The organism is Anabaena sp. CCY 9910 (assembly GCF_963920875.1).
GTDB classification, from domain to species: Bacteria; Cyanobacteriota; Cyanobacteriia; order Cyanobacteriales; family Nostocaceae; genus Trichormus; species Trichormus variabilis.
Genome location: NZ_CAWUDJ010000038.1, coordinates 24,583 through 46,404, shown reverse-complemented (window position 1 = coordinate 46,404; position 21,822 = coordinate 24,583). Strand labels below are relative to the sequence as shown.

Genomic DNA, 21,822 nt, shown 5'->3' with positions numbered 1-21,822 from the left:
CATAATATTAATCGTACTGCTATCAGTCACTCATTTAACAGGCTGATACATATTTAACTGAGAGTTATATTGCCAACCCAGCCTACCAGGATCTCTTGACCTGCACCATCTCAAAAAATCTTCTGGACTGCTAGTTGTTCGCTCCTTAACTAAAGTAGCTGCATCCACTCCCAATCGTCGTGCTAAATTCTCCTCACTCATAGACTGAAGCTGTGATTGAAGCTGCGAATCATCAAAATATGGGGAATATTGCCTTTTAGTTGACCTTCTACTGTTTTGGAAGTTTTGGAAGCGCACAAATGCTGATTCTAGTTGTGTCAGCCTGTTAGAAATCATGTCTAACCTCTGCTCTAAATCGCTGGGAGATTTTGCAATCACATTGCTATCAAAATCACTATTTTCCAAGCGCGATTCTAAACTATCCATCCTATGTAATAGCTGCTTGAGGATTTCACTATCAGCACCAATATTGCTATCATTTTCCAAATCAATTGCCGAGATTAACTGCTCTAACCCTTTCAATACCTTGGCTGTACGTCCCTGTCTGTGTAAACGCGACAGTTCCTTTACAGCATCAATCAATGGTGTAGGAACGCGAATCATTTGACTTGGTGGAGGCTCTTTAACCTTTTGAGACTGCTTTTTGGGCATTACGATAGCAATATGATAACTGGATGCTAGCAATATTTTAGAGCATGATGGGTATTGAAATTCCGCAGAATACTCCATGAGAATTTATCAGTTGGAAATTCAAGAACAGGTGCAGCAGTGGTAGCAGTTGCGTATATATAATTTCCGTGTACCTAGATGAGATTTATCAACACTTGTCTCAAAAACTAGGAAGTCATTAACTCCAACTCGCAAAAAAAATAACAACGCTGGAGATAACCTCGTGCTAGTTTGGGGAAGAGGAGTGAGAAAATGAGCAACTTTAGCAAAGAAACAGACGCACGGATCAATATTGATGAATTACTGCGTCAAGCACGATGGAATCCTGCTGATAAGTCCCAGGTTTTGACGGAAGTTGCAGTAACTCTACCCAATGGGAAAACGGGAAGAGCAGATTATGTATTGCTGGATCAAAGAGGACGTTACCTTGCTGTTATTGAAGCGAAAAAGCTTGCTATTGAGCCTTATGTCGCCAAACAGCAAGCACTTCCTTACGCTCAACATCTGAAGGCATCATTTATTTTTCTCAGTAATGGAGAATTAACTTACTTCTGGGACTATCAAAATGATGACGCTCGAATTGTTAACTCATTTTTCTCTCGTCGTGATTTAGAACGATTAGTAGAGATGCGGGAAGTCCGTAAACCACTAGCTACTATTGAGATTCCTGAATACTACCTCAGACAAGGTGAAACTCGCTTAGTTCGTTCCTATCAACGAGAAGCGATGCAGGCGATAGATTATGCAATTGAATTAGGCAAGCGGCGATTTTTAATTGAACTACCAACTGGAACAGGGAAAACAGATTTAATTTGCTTGCAGTTAAAACGTCTAATTCAATCGGGATATGCAGAAAAAATCCTGTTTTTAGTGGATAGGGAACAACTGGCTAAACAGGCATTAGAGGCAATTCAAGATATTTTAGAGCAGTATGGTAGTTATTGGCTCAAACCAAGTGTAATACGCCAAGAGCAGCAGATTACAGTTTGCTTACTCCAAACAATGATTAGCCGTTATCGAGAGTTTACTAGCGGCTATTTTGATGTTGTTGTAGCTGATGAATGTCATCGTTCAATATATGGTGCTTGGCAAACAGCACTTACCCATTTTGATGCCTTTCACATTGGCTTGACTGCCACGCCAGCAGCCTATATTGAACGTAACACCTTTGATTTTTATAAATGCCGGAATGAGCAGCCAGATTTTACTTACTCTATTCAAAAGGCATTTGAAGCAAAATATCTTGTTCCCTATCGGTTCGCTACTGGCATTACTGAAATTATTGCTGAAGGTGCTGAAGTAGATGAGGTTTATTATGATCCAGCAGCTTTTGAACGCAAATGGACGAATGAGGCAACTAACCGCCTAATGATGCAGGAATTTGATAGGCTGGCTTGGGAGAATTACCAAGAGTTAGCTCCAGGACATAAGATAGGGCCTGGTAAGTCAATAGTATTTGCTCTTACTAAAAATCATGCAGCACGGTTAACCAGATATCTGAACGAGTTACATCCAGAATGTAAGGGGCGTTACGCTGAAGTAATTACGAGTGATGTTGCTAATGCTGATGACCTAATTCGCCAATTTAAGTATGAAGATTACCCACAAGTTGCAGTCAGTGTTGATATGCTCAATACTGGCTTTGATTGTCGGGAAGTATTGCATTTAGTTATGTGTCGTACAATACGAAGTCCAATTCTTTATCAGCAGATTCGTGGACGGGGGGCAAGGACTGCACCACATATTGATAAACAGAAATTTGTTATTTATGATTTTTTCGGAAATCACGAGTATTTTAATGACAGTGATACTGACATTTATGCTGAAACTGGTAGAGGTCATGTATCAAATAGAAACAAATTGCCACAATCTCGTCCTCGCTCAGAATTAATTGAATTAGGACTTAGGGATAGATGGCAGCAATATGTTAGTTATGTAGAAGTAGGTACAGAAGGGGAACGGGTTGATAAACGTGATTACGTCACAAACTGGGAGCAAACTATTCAATCTGCTGTAATTAATGATCCAATCCTCCAAAAAATCCGGGATGGAGAAATGTTAACAGAAACAGAAGAAATGGAACTGGTACAGCGTTTAAATACACCCCGATACTACTTTAATGAAGAAAACCTGCGGAGAGCCTACCGCAATTATAATGGCAGCCTGATAGATTTTATTAGGGCAGCATTGGGAATATTAAAGCTTAAAAGCAAGGAAGAATTACTAGAAGAAAACTTTAGAGCTTGGTTGGTTTCTCACTCCTTTGCACCAGCCCAAGCTCAGTATCTCTCATTATTAAAAAATCGGGGTATTGCTAAAGGTCAAATAACCATAGATGATTTATTCTTGCCACCCCTCTCAGTTCTCAATGCCGCTAATTTAGGTATAGAACTGTTTGGCGAGCAAGGATTACGGGATATTTTTGATGAATTAAACCGCTCTGTGTTCACGGTGGATGCTACAGGTACAGAGGGATAAAAGAAAAATATGGATCAAGAAATTCGGCGCAAACTCAACCATATTACTGATACTTTATGGGCTGGTGGAGTAACAAATCCTGTCACATACATTGAGCAAATTTCTTACCTGATATACCTGAAGCTATTGGATGAAGAAGAAGCAAATCGTGAATTACGCGCTCGTCTCATGGGAAATAATGGGAATGCTAAATTATTATTTCCTCAGCAAGCAGAACGTTATCGCTGGTCAAAATGGCGTTTCAAGAGTGGTACTGACCTGCGTGACTTTCTGAGGGATGAAGTTTTCCCCTATATGGCAAATTCTTTAGTGAAAGATGAGCCAAAAGTTGCGGAATATTTCCGGGATGCAGTTTTAGAAATAAATGATCCAAATGTTCTCAAGTTGGTTGTTGATGAACTCGATACCTTGGATTTCCTCAAAATGGGTCAGGATGTCAAAGGTGATATTTTTGAGTATTTATTAACGCATTTAGGTCAATCTGCGCTTAATGGTCAATTCCGTACTCCTCGACAAATACGGGCGTTTATGGTGGAAATGGTTGATCCTGATTTGGGAGATACTATCTGCGATTTGGCTTGCGGAACAGGAGGATTTTTGATTGATAGTATTGAGTATATATTAGCTAAGTACAGTGAAAATCCCATAGAAGTACCAATTTATGGCGAAGATTGGCTAGAAAAAAGAGGGCTAACCTTAGCAGAAGCAAAACAACAAATTTCTAATCTCCAAACTTACCGCAAAGGAAATGGGGATAGATTACCTGACTGGAAACTTTTGGAAGAGTCAATTTATGGCTTTGATGTCTCCCGTCAAATGATGCGAATTGCGATGATGAATTTGGTACTGCATGGAATTCGCAACGCCAAGCTGAAGGTAGCAAATGTTTTATCAAATATGGGGGGATTGACAGAAGATGATTTGCGCCGACGCTATAAGGTAATGTTTGATAATCCCCCGTTTGCGGGAACGTTACCTAAAGATTCTATTCGTGGGGATTTACCCACAAATTCCAAAAAAAGTGAATTGCTGTTTTTAGCAGCAATTATGAAATCTTTGGTAGTGGGCGGAATGTGTGCAGTAGTCGTCCCAGAGGGGTTACTATTTGGTTCTACTGCTGCTCATGTAGATTTGCGTAAAAAACTTGTGACAGAATACGATTTATTGGCGGTAGTTTCCTTACCTGCCGGGGTGTTTAAGCCATATACGGGTGTGAAAACTGCTGTGCTGGTAATTCGCAATCCTTTGGAATCTGCGGAACGTCAGGTAAATCAAGTTTGGTTCTATGAAGTTAAAAATGATGGTTACGATCCTGATAAAATTTCAGGTGGGGGTAGACCAGAAACACCAGAACTTAACGATATTCCCAATTTGTTAAAACAGTGGAAGGTTTATCGGGATTCAGGTTTTCTGCAACCTCCAGGGGTTGAAAAGGGAGAATTGTTGAAGCCAGGTAGTGAAGAACCCCGATGCTGGTGGGCATCTTTAGATACTATTACTGAAAATGATTACAATTTAGCTGCTGGGCGTTATAAGCCACAGGTAATTGGGGCTGTTTCTGATGATGATCCGGTTGAGTTAATTAAAGAAGTTTTGAAGATTGAAAAAGGCATTACTTCCAGTTTAGAAAAGTTGCTTCGTGATGTGGAGGAAGTTTCATGAAGTGGCAAGTATTTAACCTTAATCAGATAATGACAAGCCTAGAATCAGGTTCAAGACCTCGTGGTGGAGCTATTTTAGATAGTGAAGGAATTCCAAGTATTGGTGGTGAACATATAGGGAATGACGGCAAAGTTAGATTTAATAATTTGAAATTCATTCCAAAAGATTATTATCAAACTTTAAATAAAGGGCAAATCATTATTAATGACATTCTTATAGTAAAGGATGGTGCTACAACTGGTAAAACCGCTTTTGTTAGTAATGACTTCCCTTTTAATGAAGCTGCTGTTAATGAACACGTCTTTATTGTTCGACTTAATTCTAAAGTTATAAATCCTAAGTATGGATTTTATTGGTTATTTTCATCTCAAGGACAGCTACAAATTCTTTCTGATTTTCGTGGCTCTGCTCAAGGCGGGATAACACGTAACTTTGTATCTCAGGTAAAAATTCCTCTTCCGCCAATATCTGAACAATATCGTATAGTTGAGATTCTGGATCAAGCTGATGCACTGCGAAAAATGCGGTCTGATGCTGACACCAAAGCAGAGCGAATTTTGCCTGCACTTTTTATAAAAATTTTTGGCGATCCTTTAACTTGGACAGATGTTAATACGGAACCTCTAGGGAGTTTAGTTAACATTCAGAGTGGAGGAACACCCTCGAAAAAAAATCCAGATTATTGGGATGGTGATATTCCTTGGGTATCTCCCAAAGATATGAAGCAGGATGTAATTGTTGATTCTATTGATCATATATCTCAAAAGGCAATAGAAGAAACAAATATAAGATATGTAGAACCTGGTGCAATTTTAATTGTAGTTCGGGGGATGATTCTGGCGCATACAATTCCTCTTGCTATAGCAGCTACTAGAATAACAATTAATCAAGATATGAAGGCACTTTATCCAAATTGTAGTGCTATTGATTCAATATATCTACACGCTGCATTAAAAGCATCTAGCCGTAGAATCTTGTCCCAAGTGGGTACAGCAGGACATGGTACAAGAAAATTTGATACAGATGAACTACTAAAGCTGCCAATTTTAATTCCCTCTCAGGAACAGTTGAGGAAATTCCAGTTAGCAGTTACAGACTGTAGAGCAAGTTTGGCTGGTATCAGTAATACTAAAGAAAAACTTGACAAATTATTTAATACCCTCCTCGAACGTGCGTTTTCTGGTGAACTCACCGCAAAATGGCGAGAAGCACATATAAAAGAACTACTTGCAGAAATGGAGGCACAAGCAAAAGCCCTCAATTTGAGAAACAACGGAGATTATCAGCAGCTTTCTATGTTATAAAAACCCAATAGATTATAAAATTATACTGTATTAATATGCGTAAGAGCAAAGCCAAATCGCCCATAACTGGCTTCCGTATAGGGAATTTCAAAGCATTTGCAGGCACTCAGTACATACCCGTTCGTCCTATCACCCTGATTTATGGTGCTAATAGTTCCGGTAAATCGAGTGTACTTCACAGCCTTTTATTAGCACATCATGCCATCACCAACAAAGGTGAGTTGGATGTTCATCGCACAGAAGCGGGGGGTGATTCTGTTGATTTGGGAGGTTTTGGGCAATATGTTCACAAACGTGAGCGTAGCAATGTGATTGAGTGGGCAGTTGATTTAGATCCCAAACATCTAGATTTACGAAATATAGAACTTAATATTGATCACTTAGAAAGCCTTTTAAAAGATGTTAACAAGTTGACTGCACGGATTCGGATTGGTATTTCACCAAAAGAAAGAAGGCTACGAGTGCTTTCATTCTTTATTGACGCTGATGATAACAGCATATTAAGAATGTCTCACATTCCTGGAGGTAATACTCTTAAATTAAATGATATTGGTGATACTCCAAGTATTAATCAGTTGAAGGATGCGATGCTAGAGAGGATGAAATCTACCTCAACACCACGTCCCCCGTCTCGCCAAGAACTGCAACAAGCTATTAATGAATTAGTACGGGAAACTACAGTAGAAGTTTCTCGCTTATTACCAACACAAAGAGAAATAAGAGATGATGAATCTATTTCCTCTTCTGGAAATCGTCAATCTGAGCTAACAACAGAAGTTTTAGCTTCTTTTTTATCGTCTAAATTCATTGGACATTTCACCTCATTAATAGAGATAATTCATGACACTGTAGAAGATGAAATTGGTCGTTTACACTATTTAGGGCCATTTCGTACCTATCCACCCCGTAATTTTGCCCTTTCTCGACAGAAAGATCCCAGTTGGGAAGGTGGTGGTGGTTATGCTTGGGAAATTTTGTTGAATAATGATAAAGTTCGCCAAAAGGTAAATGCTTGGATAGGTGATAGCGACAGAATGAAAACTCCCTATGAGTTAAGGGTGCGTACTTTATTACCAGATTCACATTTAGAGGATAAACTTTACTCCCTTCTTACCAAAAGCTTACACGATTTCACTGTTGAGTTGGTTTTTCACGCGGCAGGATTTGGTGAAAGTATTCAAGAAGAAATTGAACGAATAATAACTGATTTAGAAGATACAGATGTTGGGAACAGTCAATTTTGGCAAATATGTTGTTTGAAGTCAGCAGTAGATTCAAACTCATACAGCTTAATGAGGTATTTTTTTTCCGGTTTGGATTATCCTAACCGTACTCTCCCGGAAATTGAAGATATTGTTTCGATAATAACTGATATCGAGAATCTATCAAAAATCTGGGTAGATGATATGACTTCAGAAGGCGAGTGCATATCAGATTTAGTCTTGTTTGATCACAGAACTAAAACAATAGTCAGTCATCGTGATGTGGGAATTGGTATTAGCCAAGTTATTCCAGTTCTTGTATCTTGTTATGGTTTATCTGATGCCTTAATTGCCATTGAACAACCAGAAATCCATTTACATCCCAAACTGCAAGCAGAACTTGGAGATGTCTTGATTGAGTCAGCTTTGGGAGCCAACAAAAATACATTAATTGTGGAAACTCATAGTGAAAATTTGCTGCTTCGTATTATGCGGAGGATGCGGGAAACTTTCAATGAAGAACTCCCTAATGGAACTTCACCAGTAACACCTGAAGACATTTCTTTACTCTATGTAGAGCCTCTTGGAGAGCAGACTGTAGTGCGAGAGATACCATTAAATGAATGTGGTGAGCTTCTGGAGTTATGGCCAGACGGTTTCTTTGAAGAGAGATTAAAGGAGATATTTCCCTAATTATGCTTGCTGAATACGCACTAGGTTCATGTATTTTTGATATTGAATGTTACACTGGTGATGAGAAAGAGCGTCGCCAGTTATGCTATTCAAAATTGAGAGAAATCAAAGAGATTATTTTAGAAGAAGAAGCCCTAGTTCGTGATTTAAGAAATGGGGCATGGAGTAAATATGTTTCAAACTATCCTTCTAAACATTCAGATACAAAATATATTATAGAAAAGCTACGGTTGCGTAAAGTTAAAGCAGCTAAAGCTACAACATTACCATCTAGTCATGATGAGTGGTGTCAAGAAGCTGTTGATTCTCATATAAATGAGACTTTAAATGCTATTTTAACTTCTCAGAAAACAGCAGAGAATTTTCCTGGTGTAGCAGAAGTCTGTTCTATTGAAAAACTGACTATTGCAAGATGGTTGCAAACCCATAGTTGTTCTGTTCGTCTTAAAAGAAATATTCGAGAATATCTAAAGTATTTAGCAGTAGTTTTCAATCAAGCTAAAATGATTAAATTTATTGATCCCTATTTTGAGCCAACGCGAAAAGATTACAGTAATTTTCACGATCTTATCAACGCAGCAAGAAGAGAAGCAAAAGAACCAAAAAAGCTTATTGAAATTCACTTAAAACATACTTTAGAAGAAGCAAAAGCAAAACAACAATTTCAAATTCTCTCTCCTACTCTACAGAGTGCAAATCTAACTGCTCAAGTTTTTTTCTGGACTGATTTTCATGATCGTTATCTTATTACTGATATTATTGGTATTAATCTTAATAATGGTTTGAACACTGATAATCAGCTAACCACATGGACAAAATTAAGCAAATCACATAGAAATAATATAAATGACGAGTTTAAACCAGACCCTGTCAGTAAAAAATCCTTAGTAGGTGATCATCTGTTGTGTTACAAGTTCAGTTTGCCGTAAAACAGAAACAACTTCCAGTGGCGCATCAGCAAAGTATGCGATAAGTAATCAAATCATGTCAACTCCAGGGGGCGATTGCCTGTACCGAAGTGTAGCTCATCGCCAGGAAGATTTCATTTTTCTATTTATTCAATTAATGCTCCCAACCCCCATCCCTGCCGCGTCCCCCCTAGATCGCCAAACCTGCAATAGTCCATCTAAATGGCAATTAACCCTAATCCCTGTTGTGAAATTTAGTTTCTAGGCGATGTCTACGACGGGCTACGCCAACGCTGTTGATTCTGATAACAATCCCGACATATCCAAAACACGCTCTGACCACAAGCTCACTTCAGTTTGAACCTGGGTTAAAGCTGTGCTGTCAGTCCTAATTTTGTCCCAGCTAAATAGCCAACGTGTTAAAGTCCGTCCCAATTCCACTAACTCAGCTGCTTGGTCAACATCTGTCTGCACCATGTTAGGCACAGTCCACTCAATAAAATACAAACTTTCTTTTAAAAGACTGGCTACTGCATCTTGAGGCGTTACATGATCACAAAAAGATTTAATTCGGGCTAAGTTAGCAGCTAAGTGACCCAAGCGAGTAGGGATATTATATTGCAGGAAGCGTTCTTGTTTTTGAGTCCAGTCAGTCATAATTTAAATCATAAATTAAACACTTTATTCATCGCACCTCATTTCAGGGTAAACTAGCTGTGGCTTGATTTTTAGACGCTGATTGAGAAATGATGTTGGTGGGTGCTGCTTTAAGAAAAACGGGTGAGGGTTGGGAATTTGCATCAGAAGCCGCACTAGAAGATTTTATTTGGAATAACCTACAGCAGTTATTAGGATTGACCCCGCTAAAGCGACAGTATGCTGTTAAGGGTGAAGTATGCGATATTTTAGCATTGAACCAGACGAAACAATTAATAATCCTAGAACTTAAAAATGCTGAAGATAGATATGTTATTCAGCAGTTAACTCGTTACTATGACAACCTATTAGATGAAAAACCATTTGTAGAACAAATAGACTATGACCAGCCAGTTAAACTAATAGCAGCCGCACCATGCTTTCATAGACATAATCTGATTGACTGCAAGTATAATTTGCTAAAAATTGATTTATTACAGGTTAGTGTCATAAAAAATAATCAAGATTTCTACTTGCAATTACAAAATATTAATACTCATCAAACATCGTCAATTCCTATTCCTTATCAAGAGCTAACTTTTAGCAGCACATCTCAAAATATCCCAGAAACACCACAAATGCTATTAGATTGGCTTGGTAGTTGCACTGGGTCAGAACAGCAAGCGATTCTCAAGCTCAGAGAAAAAATATTGAGTTTTGATGAGCGAGTGAAGGAAGAGATTGAAGGTAGAAATACTATCAGATATGGCAGAGGTAAAAGTAAACCTATAGCCGAAATTTGTTATCACAGAAATACTCATAAGCCGATTATATTTCTTTGGCTACCAACTCCCACATCACAACAAAAAGAAGTAATTGGTAGGTTGCGGCTATGGATAGATGGTGAAACGGTTACTCATGTTGGTCATGTGCCGGACGGCTTTGGCAGAATGAAACTTCAATCGGAATGGGACGCTATGCCAAGAGAAAAACGACCTGGAAATTTGTATTGGAGTCGTTCTCACAAATCATTTATACCAGTAACAATTTCTAAAGGTTACAACAATGTTCCTAACACTTTAGAATCACTAGCAGATTTAGCACTTACTAAGTGGCTGGCAAGGATTTAAGGTATTTGGCTTTAAAAGATGCTGCTTTGAGCGATGCCTACGGCGGACTATCGCCTACGCCTGGGTGTGGGGCGTAAGGTCATTGCTGACTTTTCCTCTAAGAAAATGGCACTCATCGCATCGGTGAATGAATACAACTTACGGGTGTGGTGAATATGCGGCGGTATGAATGATACTGTTTGATTGCTCGGATGCTTTTATTATTGTCTTATATGAATAACACCAATTCAGACATCCTCGAACAACTCAAACTTGCATCTGATGGCTTGCTATTTATGAGTGAGTCAGATTACCCATTTGAGGTTTTTTTGTGGGAAGAAATCGCACCTCCTGTGACACATGAAATAGTCTTGCAGCAAACAAGTCATGGACAAGATACACCTGTTGAAGTAGTGAACATTGACAGTTTTTTTAGCAGAGCTACGACTCCCCAAGACTGGCATGAAGATGAAGAAAAGGCTGTGGTCGTTAAATTTCAAAAACTACTAGAGGTAATAAAATTGAACTTAAAAAACCCGCAGGTGTATCGCTTGGGAAGGATTGAAATCGATGTTTATATTATTGGTGAAACTCCCACCAGAAATTTAGCCGGTCTTTCTACTAAAGTTGTGGAAACATGACTTGTTGACTAGTTATCAACTTTACTCTCAATAATAGCTTGAATATTGGGGGAAACATTAGACAAGAAATCGTAACCCGTCAATGTTTCTAATTCATCAACACTGACTTTATAAGCTCTCCAATCATTATTTAATTCTGGTTCGTTGGGAATATTTACTGCGATAACGCGAGTATTAGCTGTAATACCCGTAAGCCCTGAGCCTGGGCTATCTAGTACAATAACTATCTTCCAAGTGGATTGAGGAACTGTCACTTTACCTTTGAGGGGTTGACCTTGACTACCGCTAGGGCCAGCGACAATATAAAGTTCTTTACCTTGGCTTACCAATTCTCGACAATAATCTTCTAAATTACCCCAAGTGTTCCGGTTGTTATCGGGTGTTTGGGGCATCATGTTTGTCATGAGGAAAGTAGCCCCATTATCCTCTGCTGTTCGCGTGCGATCGCCCGATGGTGCAATATGCCCTCTGTCATATCCACTTCCAGAGTACATAGAAGGAGTCACTCGCACCCAACCAGCAGGCAATGTGTTATCTGGGCGGAAGTTATTCTGCCTATCTGCATCTCCCAACCATGAGGAATTCAGCTGCCAAGCTACCCAGTTAGCAGTTCCCTTGCTGTTGTTGTAGGAGAGTGCATATTGATTTTTGACCATCAGGTAATTATCAGGTGTAAGCTTTGTTGGCGTTGCATCACTGGGATTTCCCAGCAGTAAATGCACGCTGATTGATGGGGAAAGTTCAGTTAATGGTGGCACTTGAGATTGGACAGGCGAACACCCGACAATCAACGCTACCAACGCTGCTACGCCCAAATTTCGACAAATTCCCATAATATTCATACACCCCTAGAGATTGATTTCACTTCAGGATTTCTGATTGTATTTCCTGAGTTTCACTCAAATTTGTTGCAAATTGTCAAATTTTATGCCCCACTATCCCTGATTTGTTATAGTCGATGGGCAGTGCCGCTACACATCTGTGTTCAATCCCGGTATGGATGATGTAGATGGTATAGAACAGGATAGAAAAACCCGTCTATACCAAATAAAGAGAAATTAAAGCATTCAGCCAAAGAAACTAATTCAGAAACATTTTACTAATTTACAGTCTTCATACTTTAGTGCGTTTCAAGCAAGCGATCGCCTACAGTCAGAGCATTGTCATCAGGGAATGGATTTCTTCTAAAAAAATGCTGATGAGCGGCGTTCGCTTGATTCTTGTCCTTTAGATGAATGCTGATTGAAGGTTTAGACCCAAAGGGCGAATTTTCCACACCCCCAGCGTCTCCCTGACAGGTGTAGGTTTTTTACGCTGTGTACCAAAAACCTTGGTTTTGGGGTGTAGGGGTGTGGCTGTAAGGGTTAGTAAAACGATAATTCTTTCGTTAGTCTGAGAGTCATTACTCGCTGCTAGGTTAATTCAAGCAGCCTGACAATGATTGCGCTCCAACTCTTGATAATCCAACTATACCTAAACGAGAAACAGCAGATCGCCCTTTGGTTCTGGGAATCATAAAAATGACAGTTACAGACCTAGTGGATAGGTAAACACTGTCTGGTAATTATCTAAACATTACTAAAATTTTTATGAAAGTTCTGCAACAATCACCTGCACTAAGGGCAACATTCCAACAACAAATAGATGCTAAAAAATCTACCAAACACCAAGAAATTCATGAAAAATTAGGTAATGGTTTTTTGGGTGGTTTGGGGTCATTTATGTATGAGTTTAACCAAGCCAAAAACAAAGTCAAAGGCAATATAGGGGAATGGGGAGTTTCCTTAATTTTGCAATCATTTCCAGATACATGGGTGATATTTAATAATGCGTTAATTCCCACTAATTCAGGCTCTTTAACAGAGATAGACCACCTAATCATCGGTCACGGTGGCGTTTTTTTAGTAGAAGTCAAAACCTGGAAAGGGTCATTTAGTGCCTATAAAGACAAATGGAAACGACGGGAAGGTAATAACTGGGTAGCAGTGTCTAATAGTCCGACTTCTCAAAGTATGTACCATCAGAAAATGTTTAATCAATGGATTACTTCTTTAATGCCTAACCTTCCTGATGGGTTGGTTGCAGCCCCAGTAGTCTTTCCTGTTGCTCAATGGATAGGAGCTAAGGAATGCTCAGTTCCAGTTTTACAAGGTGTTCCCGCACTGCTACAGATGATTGGCAGTTCTCCTACTTATTTAAACACAACACAAGTACAAGCAATTGCAGAAGCCGTTGCCCTCCTTGAACTTCCTGTAAAAATTACACCTGTTCCTAAACCAATGCCCAAGCCCAAACCTGTTAAGCGTCAAAATCCTACAAGTTGAATTTTATAGAAATCACCTAAAGGTTTCTCAGCACTGGTTTTAGAGAGATTGCAACCAAGCTTAAGGAGGAAGTAATGCAATTTTTTGACATTTGGTGCAAGATAAATTCAATCTGTTGGAGTTGACGGGAAACGTTTCCCGTCAACTTAAAATCACCTTGTTTGCATGGGATTAGTCATTTGTAATGTCAGTAGAACAGTTTAAATATTCGTAGTCGAGATCAGGTAGTCCCAAGGAAATAAGTTTTACTGCCTAGCACGAAAGAGGCACTGGGGATTGGGTACTAGGATTTTTACTCAGCACGCTGCTCACGCCCCGCTCCGCTAACAGCACTTCGCACGGTAAATTCAAACTGACGCTGATGCAATACTTCCATTACATCTGCTGGCGAAGAGCGCAATGCCAGGAGCTTTGTTCCAAAGCTTGACACATTGAATTTACCAAAGCCAGTCCAGAAAAATTCAATCTGTTCGAGTTGACGGGAAACGTTTCCCGTCAACCCCAAATGACGTTTTTTAGCATAGGATTGGCTAATTATTGATGCACATTCCTTTGGTCTATCCACCGCCAAGTAACATTAAGGACTCAAGACTATCAATAATTAGTTATTCGACATCTCGGATTCGTCGAGCAGCTTTTCTAAGTCATTCAACAGCCGCTCTAACTTCTTGCGTTTTTTATCGTCCTGCCACAATTTTGTTTGTTGTAAACGCTTGCCTATTTCTGTATAACGTTTGCTCAATACCTTTTCTGGTGTCGCTGCTGCTGGTGTCGTCTGGGCTGATTCCAGTTGCTTGATTAATTCCTTAATTTGAGTTAACGACAGATTTTGAGTAATTGCTGAAGATAGAAGATCAGCACGCTGTTGCTGGTCTTTGACTCGTGCTATGGTTCGTGCCTTAGTAAATTCAAGCTGACCCTGACGCAACACTTCCATGACATCTGCTGGCAAAGAAAGCAACGGCAGGCGGCTCGTCCGAAAGCTTTCCGCATTAAATTTACCAATGCCAGCCAAGATAAATTCAATCTGTTCGAGTTGACGGGAAACGTTTCCCGTCAACTCCAAATTACGTTTTTTTGCATTGGCAGCTTCGTTGAGAATTGATTTGACATCTTCAATGCTGACATCTAAATCTATCGCCAAAAGTTCCAGTATGGCTTCAACTTCTTCTACTGGGTTTAAGTCTTCGCGCTGTAAATTTTCAAGTAAAGCGACTTGCAGAGCTTGTTTATCAGTCAGTTCCTTACTCACAATAGGGACTTCAGCTAATCGAACTTCCTTTGCTGCCCTCAGTCGCCTTTCCCCTGCAATTAATTCATATTCTCCATTGCCGAGCGGACGGACTAACAAGGGTTCTAAAATCCCGTGTTCCCGTACCGACTGCACAAGGTGTGACATTTTTTCAGGGTCAAACCAACGGCGTGGTTGTTTGGCAACTCGAATTTTGTGGATAGAAATAGTAGTAATTGGAGATGCGTCCACATCCATAGTTAATAAATCTTCAACGCCGCGCATCTTGGGGACTTCCAGGCGTTTTTTCGTCATTACAACTTCTCCATTCCTTGAGCAATCTTCTTTAAAACTGTAATTGCTGGATGTTTTGGGGCATAAACTGCTAGAGGTTGACGACTCATGGCCGCATCAGCAAATGCGGTAGCACGAGGAATTGCCGGATATACCTTAGCTAGAGGTGATAACTGCTGTTCTAAAGCTTCCAGGATAACTTTATCTTGATTGGCGTTGCTATAAAGTGTAGGAACTATCCCTGATATCGCTAGCTGAGGATTAACGTGTTTTCTCACCTGTTTAATTGTATCGAGCAGCAATTCCGTTCCTTTGAAAGCTTTGAAGTGTGTCTGGATAGGAATTAAAACATGAGTTCCTGCTGTCAGACCTAAAATGCTCAATACTCCCAAGGATGGCGGACAGTCGATGAGGATGAAATCATATTGATTGCATATAGGTTCTAAAGCTTGCTTGAGCCGAATCTCCCGCGCCATCACGCTAGCTAGTTGTAATTCCACTGCACTCAGTGAAATATTGGCAGGTAATAAATCCATACCATGTAAATCATGATGAATTGGTAATGGCGTTTCTTCATTGAGAATCGCATCACCAACAATGTGTTCAAGTTCGTGTGGTTCTAAACCCATAAAAGTTGTCAGACTTCCCTGTGGGTCTAGGTCGATGAGCAGCGTTTTATGTTTTTTCAAGTGCAGGTGGTAGCCGAGGTTCATGGTGAGGCTGGTTTTCATGACTCCGCCGGCTTGGTTGAAGACGGTGATGACTTTAGTCACTGGTGTAATCTGAGCTTTTTGTTTTGCCTTTACAGCATAGTTTATGTTGAGATCATCAATTTGGGAAACTTCTGGGTCAGATTTTGTCCAAAATAATACTGACACCAAAACTCAGCCACTTCCAGCAGCATAGGAACGGAGTCGGGAATCAAACCTGTGCCATATTCAGGTTTATAGCCTTCTATGAATTCCCTAGCTAATTTATAAGCATAGTAGGAAAAATCCTGCTCAACAAAACAGCGTATAGCATAATCTAGTTTGAGCAGTTCACCGCTCTTGACAAAACGTACAGTAGCCCAGGGGACATGACGATAATCGTCTCCTTGCAACTCATCGATTTGTCTTAACAGCTGACGAAGGGATTGCTTTCCCTCAAGAGTGGGAGTTTCCAGGTAACGTTCCATCTGAGCAATAGCATCAGTAATCAGATTTTTGTACGTCTCCCATTCTTCAGGACTCTGGTGGCTAAGACAGTCGGCATCGTTTATTTGCTGCTGAACCCGTTTTGAGAGGTAGAGAGCAAATTGCTCTGCGGCAATTTCATCATGACAAAGGCTTTTGATGCTAGTCAATCGCGTGATAGGTAGTGCTAACCTAAAATTTTCGGTGCGAAGTTCTTTAGCTGTTTCAACCCACTTTTTGATTTTGGTGGCGTATGCTGCCTGATAACTTTTCTGTTGCATGGGGGTATAGCAGTTAGCTTCTACAATGTTGTTGAAGCTAAGGTTTCTTTATTTAGGTGGCTCTCATCTTAATATTTTGAGAGCATGATTAATCATAGTGGGTGGTATGTCACAGTGAAAATTGACCGTCACAGGAAGTTAAAGGTTTTCACCAATCTAATTTGGCAATCAAACCGTTTTTGCCCTGCTACTAAGAAACAGCCATCGAGCAGCAGCATTCCCTCGAATTCCACACGATGATTACCTAAAATAATTGTGTTATGACTCAATCTCAACCTGCATTGCCCCAACCCCAGCTAGAAAAAGCTGGTATTACCTTTGAACAGTATGTAGAATTTACCCCAGAAAAGCTGGAACTGAGAAACGGATATCTCGGCTATGGCGGACAAGACCAATTGGGATTTCATTTGGCTGTTCTCACCAACATGGGGTTATTATCAGCAATTCAGCATACAGGCTTGTCATTGTGGCTAGAAGCCCTTGACCGTTGTGTACGGGAAAAACTAGCAACGGTCAACGCTGACCCAGAAGTAGCCCAAGCAATATTAAATCGATTTAATCAAGCTATGGCAGACCTAACGGCGGTGGTAGAGTATCTTGAGGAATAAAATTAATAGACTAGAAAATAGAGTCACCTGTAGACTTAGGTATTGCCGCTAGGGTTGCTAGAGAGCATATTCCAACTGCGGTTTCATCCCAGAAATCTACCCCATAAAATGTCAATTAGCTCCAAATAAACTGAACTTACTGTTAAATAAAAACAATGAATACTGAACAGACAGTCTTAGAAGTTTCAGGAGTAGAAATTACCAAAACTCTCTTAGGAGATTTACAAAAACTTCAGCAATATACTGGAGAACCAATAGCAGCCGTCTATGCAGACAATCTACTGCGTACAATGCGGAAGTTGCGCGATAAATTACCTTTTGACCCCTATACAGAAGTGGTAATGGCACTGCATGATGCACTCTTCTTTCAAAACCGATGGATTGATTACAATGCCAATCAGTACAAGGGAGTTTGTGAATTATTAACATTCCTAGTAAATCAAGAAACCATTAACAATTCCTCAGTCGAATCAGCCATTTTAACTTTAGAAAACTTAGGCTTTGATACCCTACCATTTGGTGTAAACATTGACGATAACCTAGATACAAATGAAGATGAGGAATAACTCAGAATGGATAATAATTCTATTCCTCACCACTTTTTAGACACCTCGGTTCTACGTTCTCTGCTACTAGGTACACAAGTTTATAAGCAGTATTTTAAATCTCAATTTACTGACCAACCGCTTTATATCTCTAACTATGTACAGATGGAGATGAAGCGCAGTTATCTAATTAATCTTATTTCCTTCTACTTTGTCCTGCGCCTAGAAACTATCAACAATATTGGAGATGCTATTACTCTGTGGAGTAATAGATTTAAAGCTAGTGAACTCAAAGCTATTTTACAACTTATACCCCAACTTTTTAGCACCCATCAACTCAACTTTAGCAGTCCCGAAGATAAAGAAAAAGCCCTGGCTGTTTTAGGAATTTATATTAAACGTTTTGAACTGCTACTCAGAAAAAAATTTAACAACACCAACACTGATGCTACCGCCTGCACCCGCGCCCTTGTACCCCTTAACCTTGATTTGCAAAATGCAGCAGCAGGATTAAAGCAATTTGCTGATGAATTTGGAGATGTAGAGATTTGTCGCAGCCAATGTCAAATTGACCAGTTTCTTTTAGTGCAATACCGTTCAGAAATTGAGCAATTAGTTCAAATTGCCTCCCAATTACCCAAGAATTCAAATACCAGGGGATTTATCAAAATTGTTAATAATCTCAAAGAAATATTGACTCAAGGAGCAGCAGCCTGTGACTGCAAGCGTTGTGCAAAGATTGGTGATGCAGTTATTGCTTTAAATGCGCCCCGGAATATGCAACTGGAACATACTGATAATTCTTTTGACTATTTATGTCCCCCGATTAATCAACCTCATTACAAACATCCGTCAGAAAATCAGATAGTTACTAATATATGACTGATTATTACAGCATCAAACAAAGTCATTTAAATTAGAGTTATCTATGTCAGTTAGTTTTATTAGATAACCTTTAAAGTCTTGGTGTTTTTCAAATTCTAAATTTTCATAAATCTTGATAATAACTTTCTCATCCAAATGATTTCTTTGTTGCACTTGGTCTCCCTCTTCTGTTAACCAATCGGGTGGATTCTGTAAAATACTATTCATTAAATCTTCGTTTTCAGAAAAAGACTGAACATTAATGTAAAAACTGTCTACTAAATTTTCATAATCTTCATCCATAACAGGTGAATATTGGGTTATCTTACCCAAGTTAAACTTATCAAGTATTAAAATTCTTCTATCTTGCTTGTTACAATAAACTTCAAAAACAGGAATTTCATGATTCTTACATCTATACCAGCCTTTAAAACCTTTTACTTCCAGTGTTTTTGAACTATTGCTGGAACTGCGTGTAAAGTTTAGATTCTTTACGAAAAATCTGTTTAGATCTGAGTTGATTGCAATAATAATGACATTATGTAAATCTTCTTGAAGAGAATCAAGTATTCTATCAAGTTGACTCACATCAATTTCTTCACAATATTGTTCTATCTCATCTATAATTTTGGAATCCTCATCTCTTGCTAACCCTCTACCGAAATCACCACCTGGGTTAAACCAATGCGAATACCATTCTTCAAAAAATGCTTCTTTGTTTATAACTTCACAAATTCCATAAAAATGTTGAAAATTTGAATTATTATTAATTTGATTTTCGTATAAGCCCAAAAAATTCATAATGTTTCTTACTACTGTAGTATTAGTAAATTCCTTAATAAAATTTTGTTTAAATTCATTTACTTTTATATGACTAATATTTTGTTCTTTTATCAATCTTTTTAACTGTAACTCTACCAGTGGTTTTAAATTTTCTAAAAACGGTATTAAACCTGAATCAATATCATTTACTACTTTTGTGATTTCAAATCCAATACTTTTCAAAGCATCTATTTGACTTTTCAAGTCTTGTGCTATTTCTACGAGATTGTCTACAGAATAATTAATATTGTTCAAGGAGTGACAATCTAAGTAATCTGGGAATCTAAAGTCATTAATTAATTTTTGTATCTCGCTAGGCCCATTTTTTTGGAATTCCCTAAGCAGTAATAATAAAAAATATTGCTTATAGTATAATTCACTACCATGATGATTTTCCCAAAATAACTTAAATCTCTTGTGAGAGAGACTATTCCCGAAATATAAATTTATCAAGAAATTGAGGGAACTAGGTACAATATCATGACCTATCCAGAAAGCATCTGAATCCGCAGGTTGTTTGTAATTCCAAAGGTATTTAATGTAATTGTATTTCTCCTTGAAGATACAGTAAGCTCCAACGCTAAATATAATATCAATTAGATTATTGTACTTGAAATTGGCAATTAAAAATTCTTTAATACTCACATCTATTTTTTGAAATTCGTCCTTGGGATAGTTATTAAAGTAAGGTTCAATTAATTTTTGAATATTAGTAAGAACTTCTAGACATTCATTTAACTTATTTGTTGTACGCACATTATGGCTTATTTTATTAAATTTTAATAATTGTTCTTGTATATTTTTGTTTTGAATAAAATCAATATAGTTTTGATAATTTAAATCAATGAGTAAATTATTATATGTATCGATATTTATATAATTAGCAGAGGGTCTGATATCCCCAGAATCTATTAAACTCGCTACCATTGATTCAAAAGTACGAATTTGACCCTCTGAAATTAAGTATTGAATACTGTCAAAAAAGTATCTATCTAATAAATCCTGATACGAAGAAATCTCAAAATTCGCCTTAAAAACTACGTTAATATACCATCTGATAGAGACATAATATAGTATTGAATGGTCTGGTTGTTCACCATTATTTCTTCTGATATCAGCAAGAGTTTTAAGTAATTGCTCAATAAGTAATCTATTATTGGGAATTTGACATAAATCTGCAAGTAGCCAAATGATATGATAAACTGCATGGCGACCAATCTCAAAATTTTTAACTTCTATGGCGGCTTCGTGTACTCTTAATAATTGGTTGACAGATGTAGTAAAAGAAATGAGATGTTTTTCAGTATTGAATGCTAATAATAATTGTGCATTAAGTGGGTTCTCATTATGTATATTTAAATAATCTTCAGATAAAAGTAAAATCTCAAACTCCTCTGGTCTATTTTTTTGAATATCAAGAAATTGCTTTATTTTATCACCTATTTTATTTAAACCGCTTTCAATATCTATATTTTTCTTCTTATTTTTCGTATCGAAAACTAATATGTCGCCCGTACCTTCTAAAGCTTCTACCAATTGTTTTTGTTTCCTGCTTAAAGTTTTTTTATCAACTTTTATTTTTTCGGTCGTTAGGGAAAGTGATTCTTCTATATCCTTTAATAACTGTTCTAATAGAAAGCTAGTATCGGTGGTGTAGTGTCTAAGAGTTTTAAAAAATACATATAAGATATATATCGTCATTAAAAAAATGACAAAGGTTAGCCATGCCACAACTTTCCAGTAGCCATTAATTGAATCGGTTTGACCAAAAAATTTTAAACTTACAGCCATGAAAATATCAATTATTAATAATATAGGAAGTAATTTTATTTCCCATCTTTGATTAAACTTTCTCGTAATTACACCTGATTGATAGCGTTCGGATATTCTAGAGATAATTTCTAAACTTAGAGGCAGAGCAATAGCAATCACTGCGCCTTGTACCGCAATCACATCAGAAATGAAAGCATTTTTAGGCGTAAAGTTAACTATATTTTTGATAAACCATTGAACAAGAGGATTATCTAAAATCATGGTATTCAAATTATTATGCAAGTAATTGTAACTAACGAAACCTATTTTTTGAAAAAAAACGTGGAATCTAATAAATCCTAAAAAATAACCTAAAGTTAGACCCATACTAAAATAAATTGCGAAAATAACTGTTTTTTTATTAAATATGTTTTTCATTTATTATTACCTAATTACATAGCTTACAACGTAGTCAGCAGTAGTTTTAACTAAAAAAGACCCTATGCAAAAATAAACGCCATGTCTTTACACTCAACCCACATGATGTTGACACTCAGTATTTAAAATACTATTTATTTTTAAACTTAATTTAATGGTCTCAATTATGGTGCTATCACCGTAGCA

General features: G+C 38.1%; 19 protein-coding genes. 11 read left to right on the top strand and 8 right to left on the bottom strand.

From position 1 onward, the window contains the following. Positions 1–30: 30 nt before the first annotated feature. Entirely contained in the window at positions 31–651 is a 621-nt protein-coding gene (locus tag ACM5QX_RS22815; RefSeq protein WP_414755639.1) for a hypothetical protein, read from the bottom strand. 270 nt (positions 652–921) lie between these two features. Here ACM5QX_RS22815 and ACM5QX_RS22810 point away from each other — a divergent pair, with 270 nt between their 5' ends. From ACM5QX_RS22810 to ACM5QX_RS22790, 5 genes are read left to right on the top strand one after another with little or no spacing between them, the layout of a single operon-like run. Further along, positions 922–3,147 carry a DEAD/DEAH box helicase family protein gene (locus tag ACM5QX_RS22810; RefSeq protein ID WP_414755638.1) on the top strand — a complete coding sequence of 742 codons (2,226 nt, stop codon included), beginning with the start codon at positions 922–924 and terminating at the stop codon, positions 3,145–3,147. 9 nt (positions 3,148–3,156) lie between these two features. Next, on the top strand, positions 3,157–4,809 hold the full coding sequence (locus ACM5QX_RS22805) for a type I restriction-modification system subunit M (protein ID WP_414755637.1): 1,653 nt from the start codon (positions 3,157–3,159) through the stop codon (positions 4,807–4,809). After that, positions 4,806–6,113, top strand: a complete 1,308-nt coding sequence (locus tag ACM5QX_RS22800; RefSeq protein ID WP_414755636.1) for a restriction endonuclease subunit S — start codon at positions 4,806–4,808, stop codon at positions 6,111–6,113. Before ACM5QX_RS22805 ends, ACM5QX_RS22800 begins: the two co-directional genes overlap by 4 nt. A 35-nt stretch (positions 6,114–6,148) precedes the next feature. Next, the gene (locus ACM5QX_RS22795; protein WP_414755635.1) at positions 6,149–8,008 is read left to right on the top strand and encodes a DUF3696 domain-containing protein; all 1,860 of its coding nucleotides are present in this window, start codon (positions 6,149–6,151) and stop codon (positions 8,006–8,008) included. Between the two features lie 2 nt (positions 8,009–8,010). Continuing rightward, the gene (locus ACM5QX_RS22790; protein WP_414755634.1) at positions 8,011–8,937 is read left to right on the top strand and encodes an MIT C-terminal domain-containing protein; all 927 of its coding nucleotides are present in this window, start codon (positions 8,011–8,013) and stop codon (positions 8,935–8,937) included. Positions 8,938–9,198: 261 nt separating this feature from the next. On the opposite strand, the gene ACM5QX_RS22785 is transcribed toward ACM5QX_RS22790, so the two are convergent. Further along, positions 9,199–9,573, bottom strand: coding sequence for a hypothetical protein (locus ACM5QX_RS22785; RefSeq protein WP_414755633.1), 375 nt, complete (start codon positions 9,571–9,573; stop codon positions 9,199–9,201). Positions 9,574–9,662: 89 nt separating this feature from the next. Here ACM5QX_RS22785 and ACM5QX_RS22780 point away from each other — a divergent pair, with 89 nt between their 5' ends. Then, complete coding sequence (locus ACM5QX_RS22780) at positions 9,663–10,682, top strand: endonuclease NucS domain-containing protein (RefSeq protein ID WP_414755632.1); 1,020 nt, start codon at positions 9,663–9,665, stop codon at positions 10,680–10,682. 212 nt (positions 10,683–10,894) lie between these two features. Further along, positions 10,895–11,302, top strand: coding sequence for a nuclease A inhibitor family protein (locus ACM5QX_RS22775; RefSeq protein WP_414755631.1), 408 nt, complete (start codon positions 10,895–10,897; stop codon positions 11,300–11,302). Between the two features lie 8 nt (positions 11,303–11,310). Here the strand turns inward: ACM5QX_RS22775 and ACM5QX_RS22770 are convergent, their stop codons facing one another. Continuing rightward, entirely contained in the window at positions 11,311–12,135 is an 825-nt protein-coding gene (locus tag ACM5QX_RS22770; protein WP_414755648.1) for a DNA/RNA non-specific endonuclease, read from the bottom strand. A 756-nt stretch (positions 12,136–12,891) separates the two neighbouring features. Here ACM5QX_RS22770 and ACM5QX_RS22765 point away from each other — a divergent pair. Next, complete coding sequence (locus tag ACM5QX_RS22765) at positions 12,892–13,626, top strand: nuclease-related domain-containing protein (RefSeq protein WP_414755630.1); 735 nt, start codon at positions 12,892–12,894, stop codon at positions 13,624–13,626. 292 nt (positions 13,627–13,918) lie between these two features. Here the strand turns inward: ACM5QX_RS22765 and ACM5QX_RS22760 are convergent, their stop codons facing one another. Genes ACM5QX_RS22760 through ACM5QX_RS22745 form a run of 4 tightly spaced genes read right to left on the bottom strand, consistent with a single transcriptional unit; the run spans position 13,919 to position 16,607 of the window. Then, positions 13,919–14,191: a hypothetical protein gene (locus ACM5QX_RS22760; protein ID WP_414755629.1), complete on the bottom strand. Its 273-nt coding sequence runs from the start codon at positions 14,189–14,191 to the stop codon at positions 13,919–13,921. Between the two features lie 36 nt (positions 14,192–14,227). Beyond that, positions 14,228–15,172 (bottom strand): ParB/RepB/Spo0J family partition protein, encoded by a 945-nt coding sequence (locus ACM5QX_RS22755; protein WP_414755628.1) that lies wholly within the window; start codon positions 15,170–15,172, stop codon positions 14,228–14,230. After that, positions 15,172–15,924 carry a ParA family protein gene (locus ACM5QX_RS22750; RefSeq protein ID WP_010994064.1) on the bottom strand — a complete coding sequence of 251 codons (753 nt, stop codon included), beginning with the start codon at positions 15,922–15,924 and terminating at the stop codon, positions 15,172–15,174. Before ACM5QX_RS22750 ends, ACM5QX_RS22755 begins: the two co-directional genes overlap by 1 nt. Before the next feature lie 41 nt (positions 15,925–15,965). Continuing rightward, complete coding sequence (locus tag ACM5QX_RS22745; RefSeq protein WP_414755627.1) at positions 15,966–16,607, bottom strand: hypothetical protein; 642 nt, start codon at positions 16,605–16,607, stop codon at positions 15,966–15,968. Between the two features lie 260 nt (positions 16,608–16,867). On the opposite strand from ACM5QX_RS22745, the gene ACM5QX_RS22740 reads away from it, so the two are divergent. From ACM5QX_RS22740 to ACM5QX_RS22730, 3 genes are all read left to right on the top strand, one after another. Beyond that, positions 16,868–17,215, top strand: a complete 348-nt coding sequence (locus ACM5QX_RS22740) for a hypothetical protein (protein WP_414755626.1) — start codon at positions 16,868–16,870, stop codon at positions 17,213–17,215. Between the two features lie 155 nt (positions 17,216–17,370). Then, positions 17,371–17,781 carry a hypothetical protein gene (locus tag ACM5QX_RS22735; protein ID WP_414755625.1) on the top strand — a complete coding sequence of 137 codons (411 nt, stop codon included), beginning with the start codon at positions 17,371–17,373 and terminating at the stop codon, positions 17,779–17,781. Positions 17,782–17,787: 6 nt separating this feature from the next. Further along, positions 17,788–18,642, top strand: a complete 855-nt coding sequence (locus ACM5QX_RS22730; protein WP_414755624.1) for a hypothetical protein — start codon at positions 17,788–17,790, stop codon at positions 18,640–18,642. A gap of 15 nt (positions 18,643–18,657) precedes the next feature. Here ACM5QX_RS22730 and ACM5QX_RS22725 read toward each other — a convergent pair whose 3' ends face one another. Beyond that, the gene (locus ACM5QX_RS22725; protein WP_414755623.1) at positions 18,658–21,636 is read right to left on the bottom strand and encodes a hypothetical protein; all 2,979 of its coding nucleotides are present in this window, start codon (positions 21,634–21,636) and stop codon (positions 18,658–18,660) included. Positions 21,637–21,822 lie beyond the last annotated feature (186 nt).

Bases quoted from the DNA above. Each gene is read 5' to 3' on its own strand.
- ACM5QX_RS22770 (WP_414755648.1), bottom strand. From the start codon at position 12,135: ATGGGAATTTGTCGAAATTTGGGCGTAGCAGCGTTGGTAGCGTTGATT.
- ACM5QX_RS22795 (WP_414755635.1), top strand. From the start codon at position 6,149: ATGCGTAAGAGCAAAGCCAAATCGCCCATAACTGGCTTCCGTATAGGG.
- ACM5QX_RS22800 (WP_414755636.1), top strand. From the start codon at position 4,806: ATGAAGTGGCAAGTATTTAACCTTAATCAGATAATGACAAGCCTAGAA.
- ACM5QX_RS22790 (WP_414755634.1), top strand. From the start codon at position 8,011: ATGCTTGCTGAATACGCACTAGGTTCATGTATTTTTGATATTGAATGT.
- ACM5QX_RS22815 (WP_414755639.1), bottom strand. From the start codon at position 651: ATGCCCAAAAAGCAGTCTCAAAAGGTTAAAGAGCCTCCACCAAGTCAA.
- ACM5QX_RS22730 (WP_414755624.1), top strand. From the start codon at position 17,788: ATGGATAATAATTCTATTCCTCACCACTTTTTAGACACCTCGGTTCTA.
- ACM5QX_RS22775 (WP_414755631.1), top strand. From the start codon at position 10,895: ATGAATAACACCAATTCAGACATCCTCGAACAACTCAAACTTGCATCT.
- ACM5QX_RS22735 (WP_414755625.1), top strand. From the start codon at position 17,371: ATGAATACTGAACAGACAGTCTTAGAAGTTTCAGGAGTAGAAATTACC.
- ACM5QX_RS22725 (WP_414755623.1), bottom strand. From the start codon at position 21,636: ATGAAAAACATATTTAATAAAAAAACAGTTATTTTCGCAATTTATTTT.
- ACM5QX_RS22740 (WP_414755626.1), top strand. From the start codon at position 16,868: ATGACTCAATCTCAACCTGCATTGCCCCAACCCCAGCTAGAAAAAGCT.
- ACM5QX_RS22780 (WP_414755632.1), top strand. From the start codon at position 9,663: ATGATGTTGGTGGGTGCTGCTTTAAGAAAAACGGGTGAGGGTTGGGAA.
- ACM5QX_RS22765 (WP_414755630.1), top strand. From the start codon at position 12,892: ATGAAAGTTCTGCAACAATCACCTGCACTAAGGGCAACATTCCAACAA.
- ACM5QX_RS22755 (WP_414755628.1), bottom strand. From the start codon at position 15,172: ATGACGAAAAAACGCCTGGAAGTCCCCAAGATGCGCGGCGTTGAAGAT.
- ACM5QX_RS22745 (WP_414755627.1), bottom strand. From the start codon at position 16,607: ATGCAACAGAAAAGTTATCAGGCAGCATACGCCACCAAAATCAAAAAG.
- ACM5QX_RS22805 (WP_414755637.1), top strand. From the start codon at position 3,157: ATGGATCAAGAAATTCGGCGCAAACTCAACCATATTACTGATACTTTA.
- ACM5QX_RS22785 (WP_414755633.1), bottom strand. From the start codon at position 9,573: ATGACTGACTGGACTCAAAAACAAGAACGCTTCCTGCAATATAATATC.
- ACM5QX_RS22810 (WP_414755638.1), top strand. From the start codon at position 922: ATGAGCAACTTTAGCAAAGAAACAGACGCACGGATCAATATTGATGAA.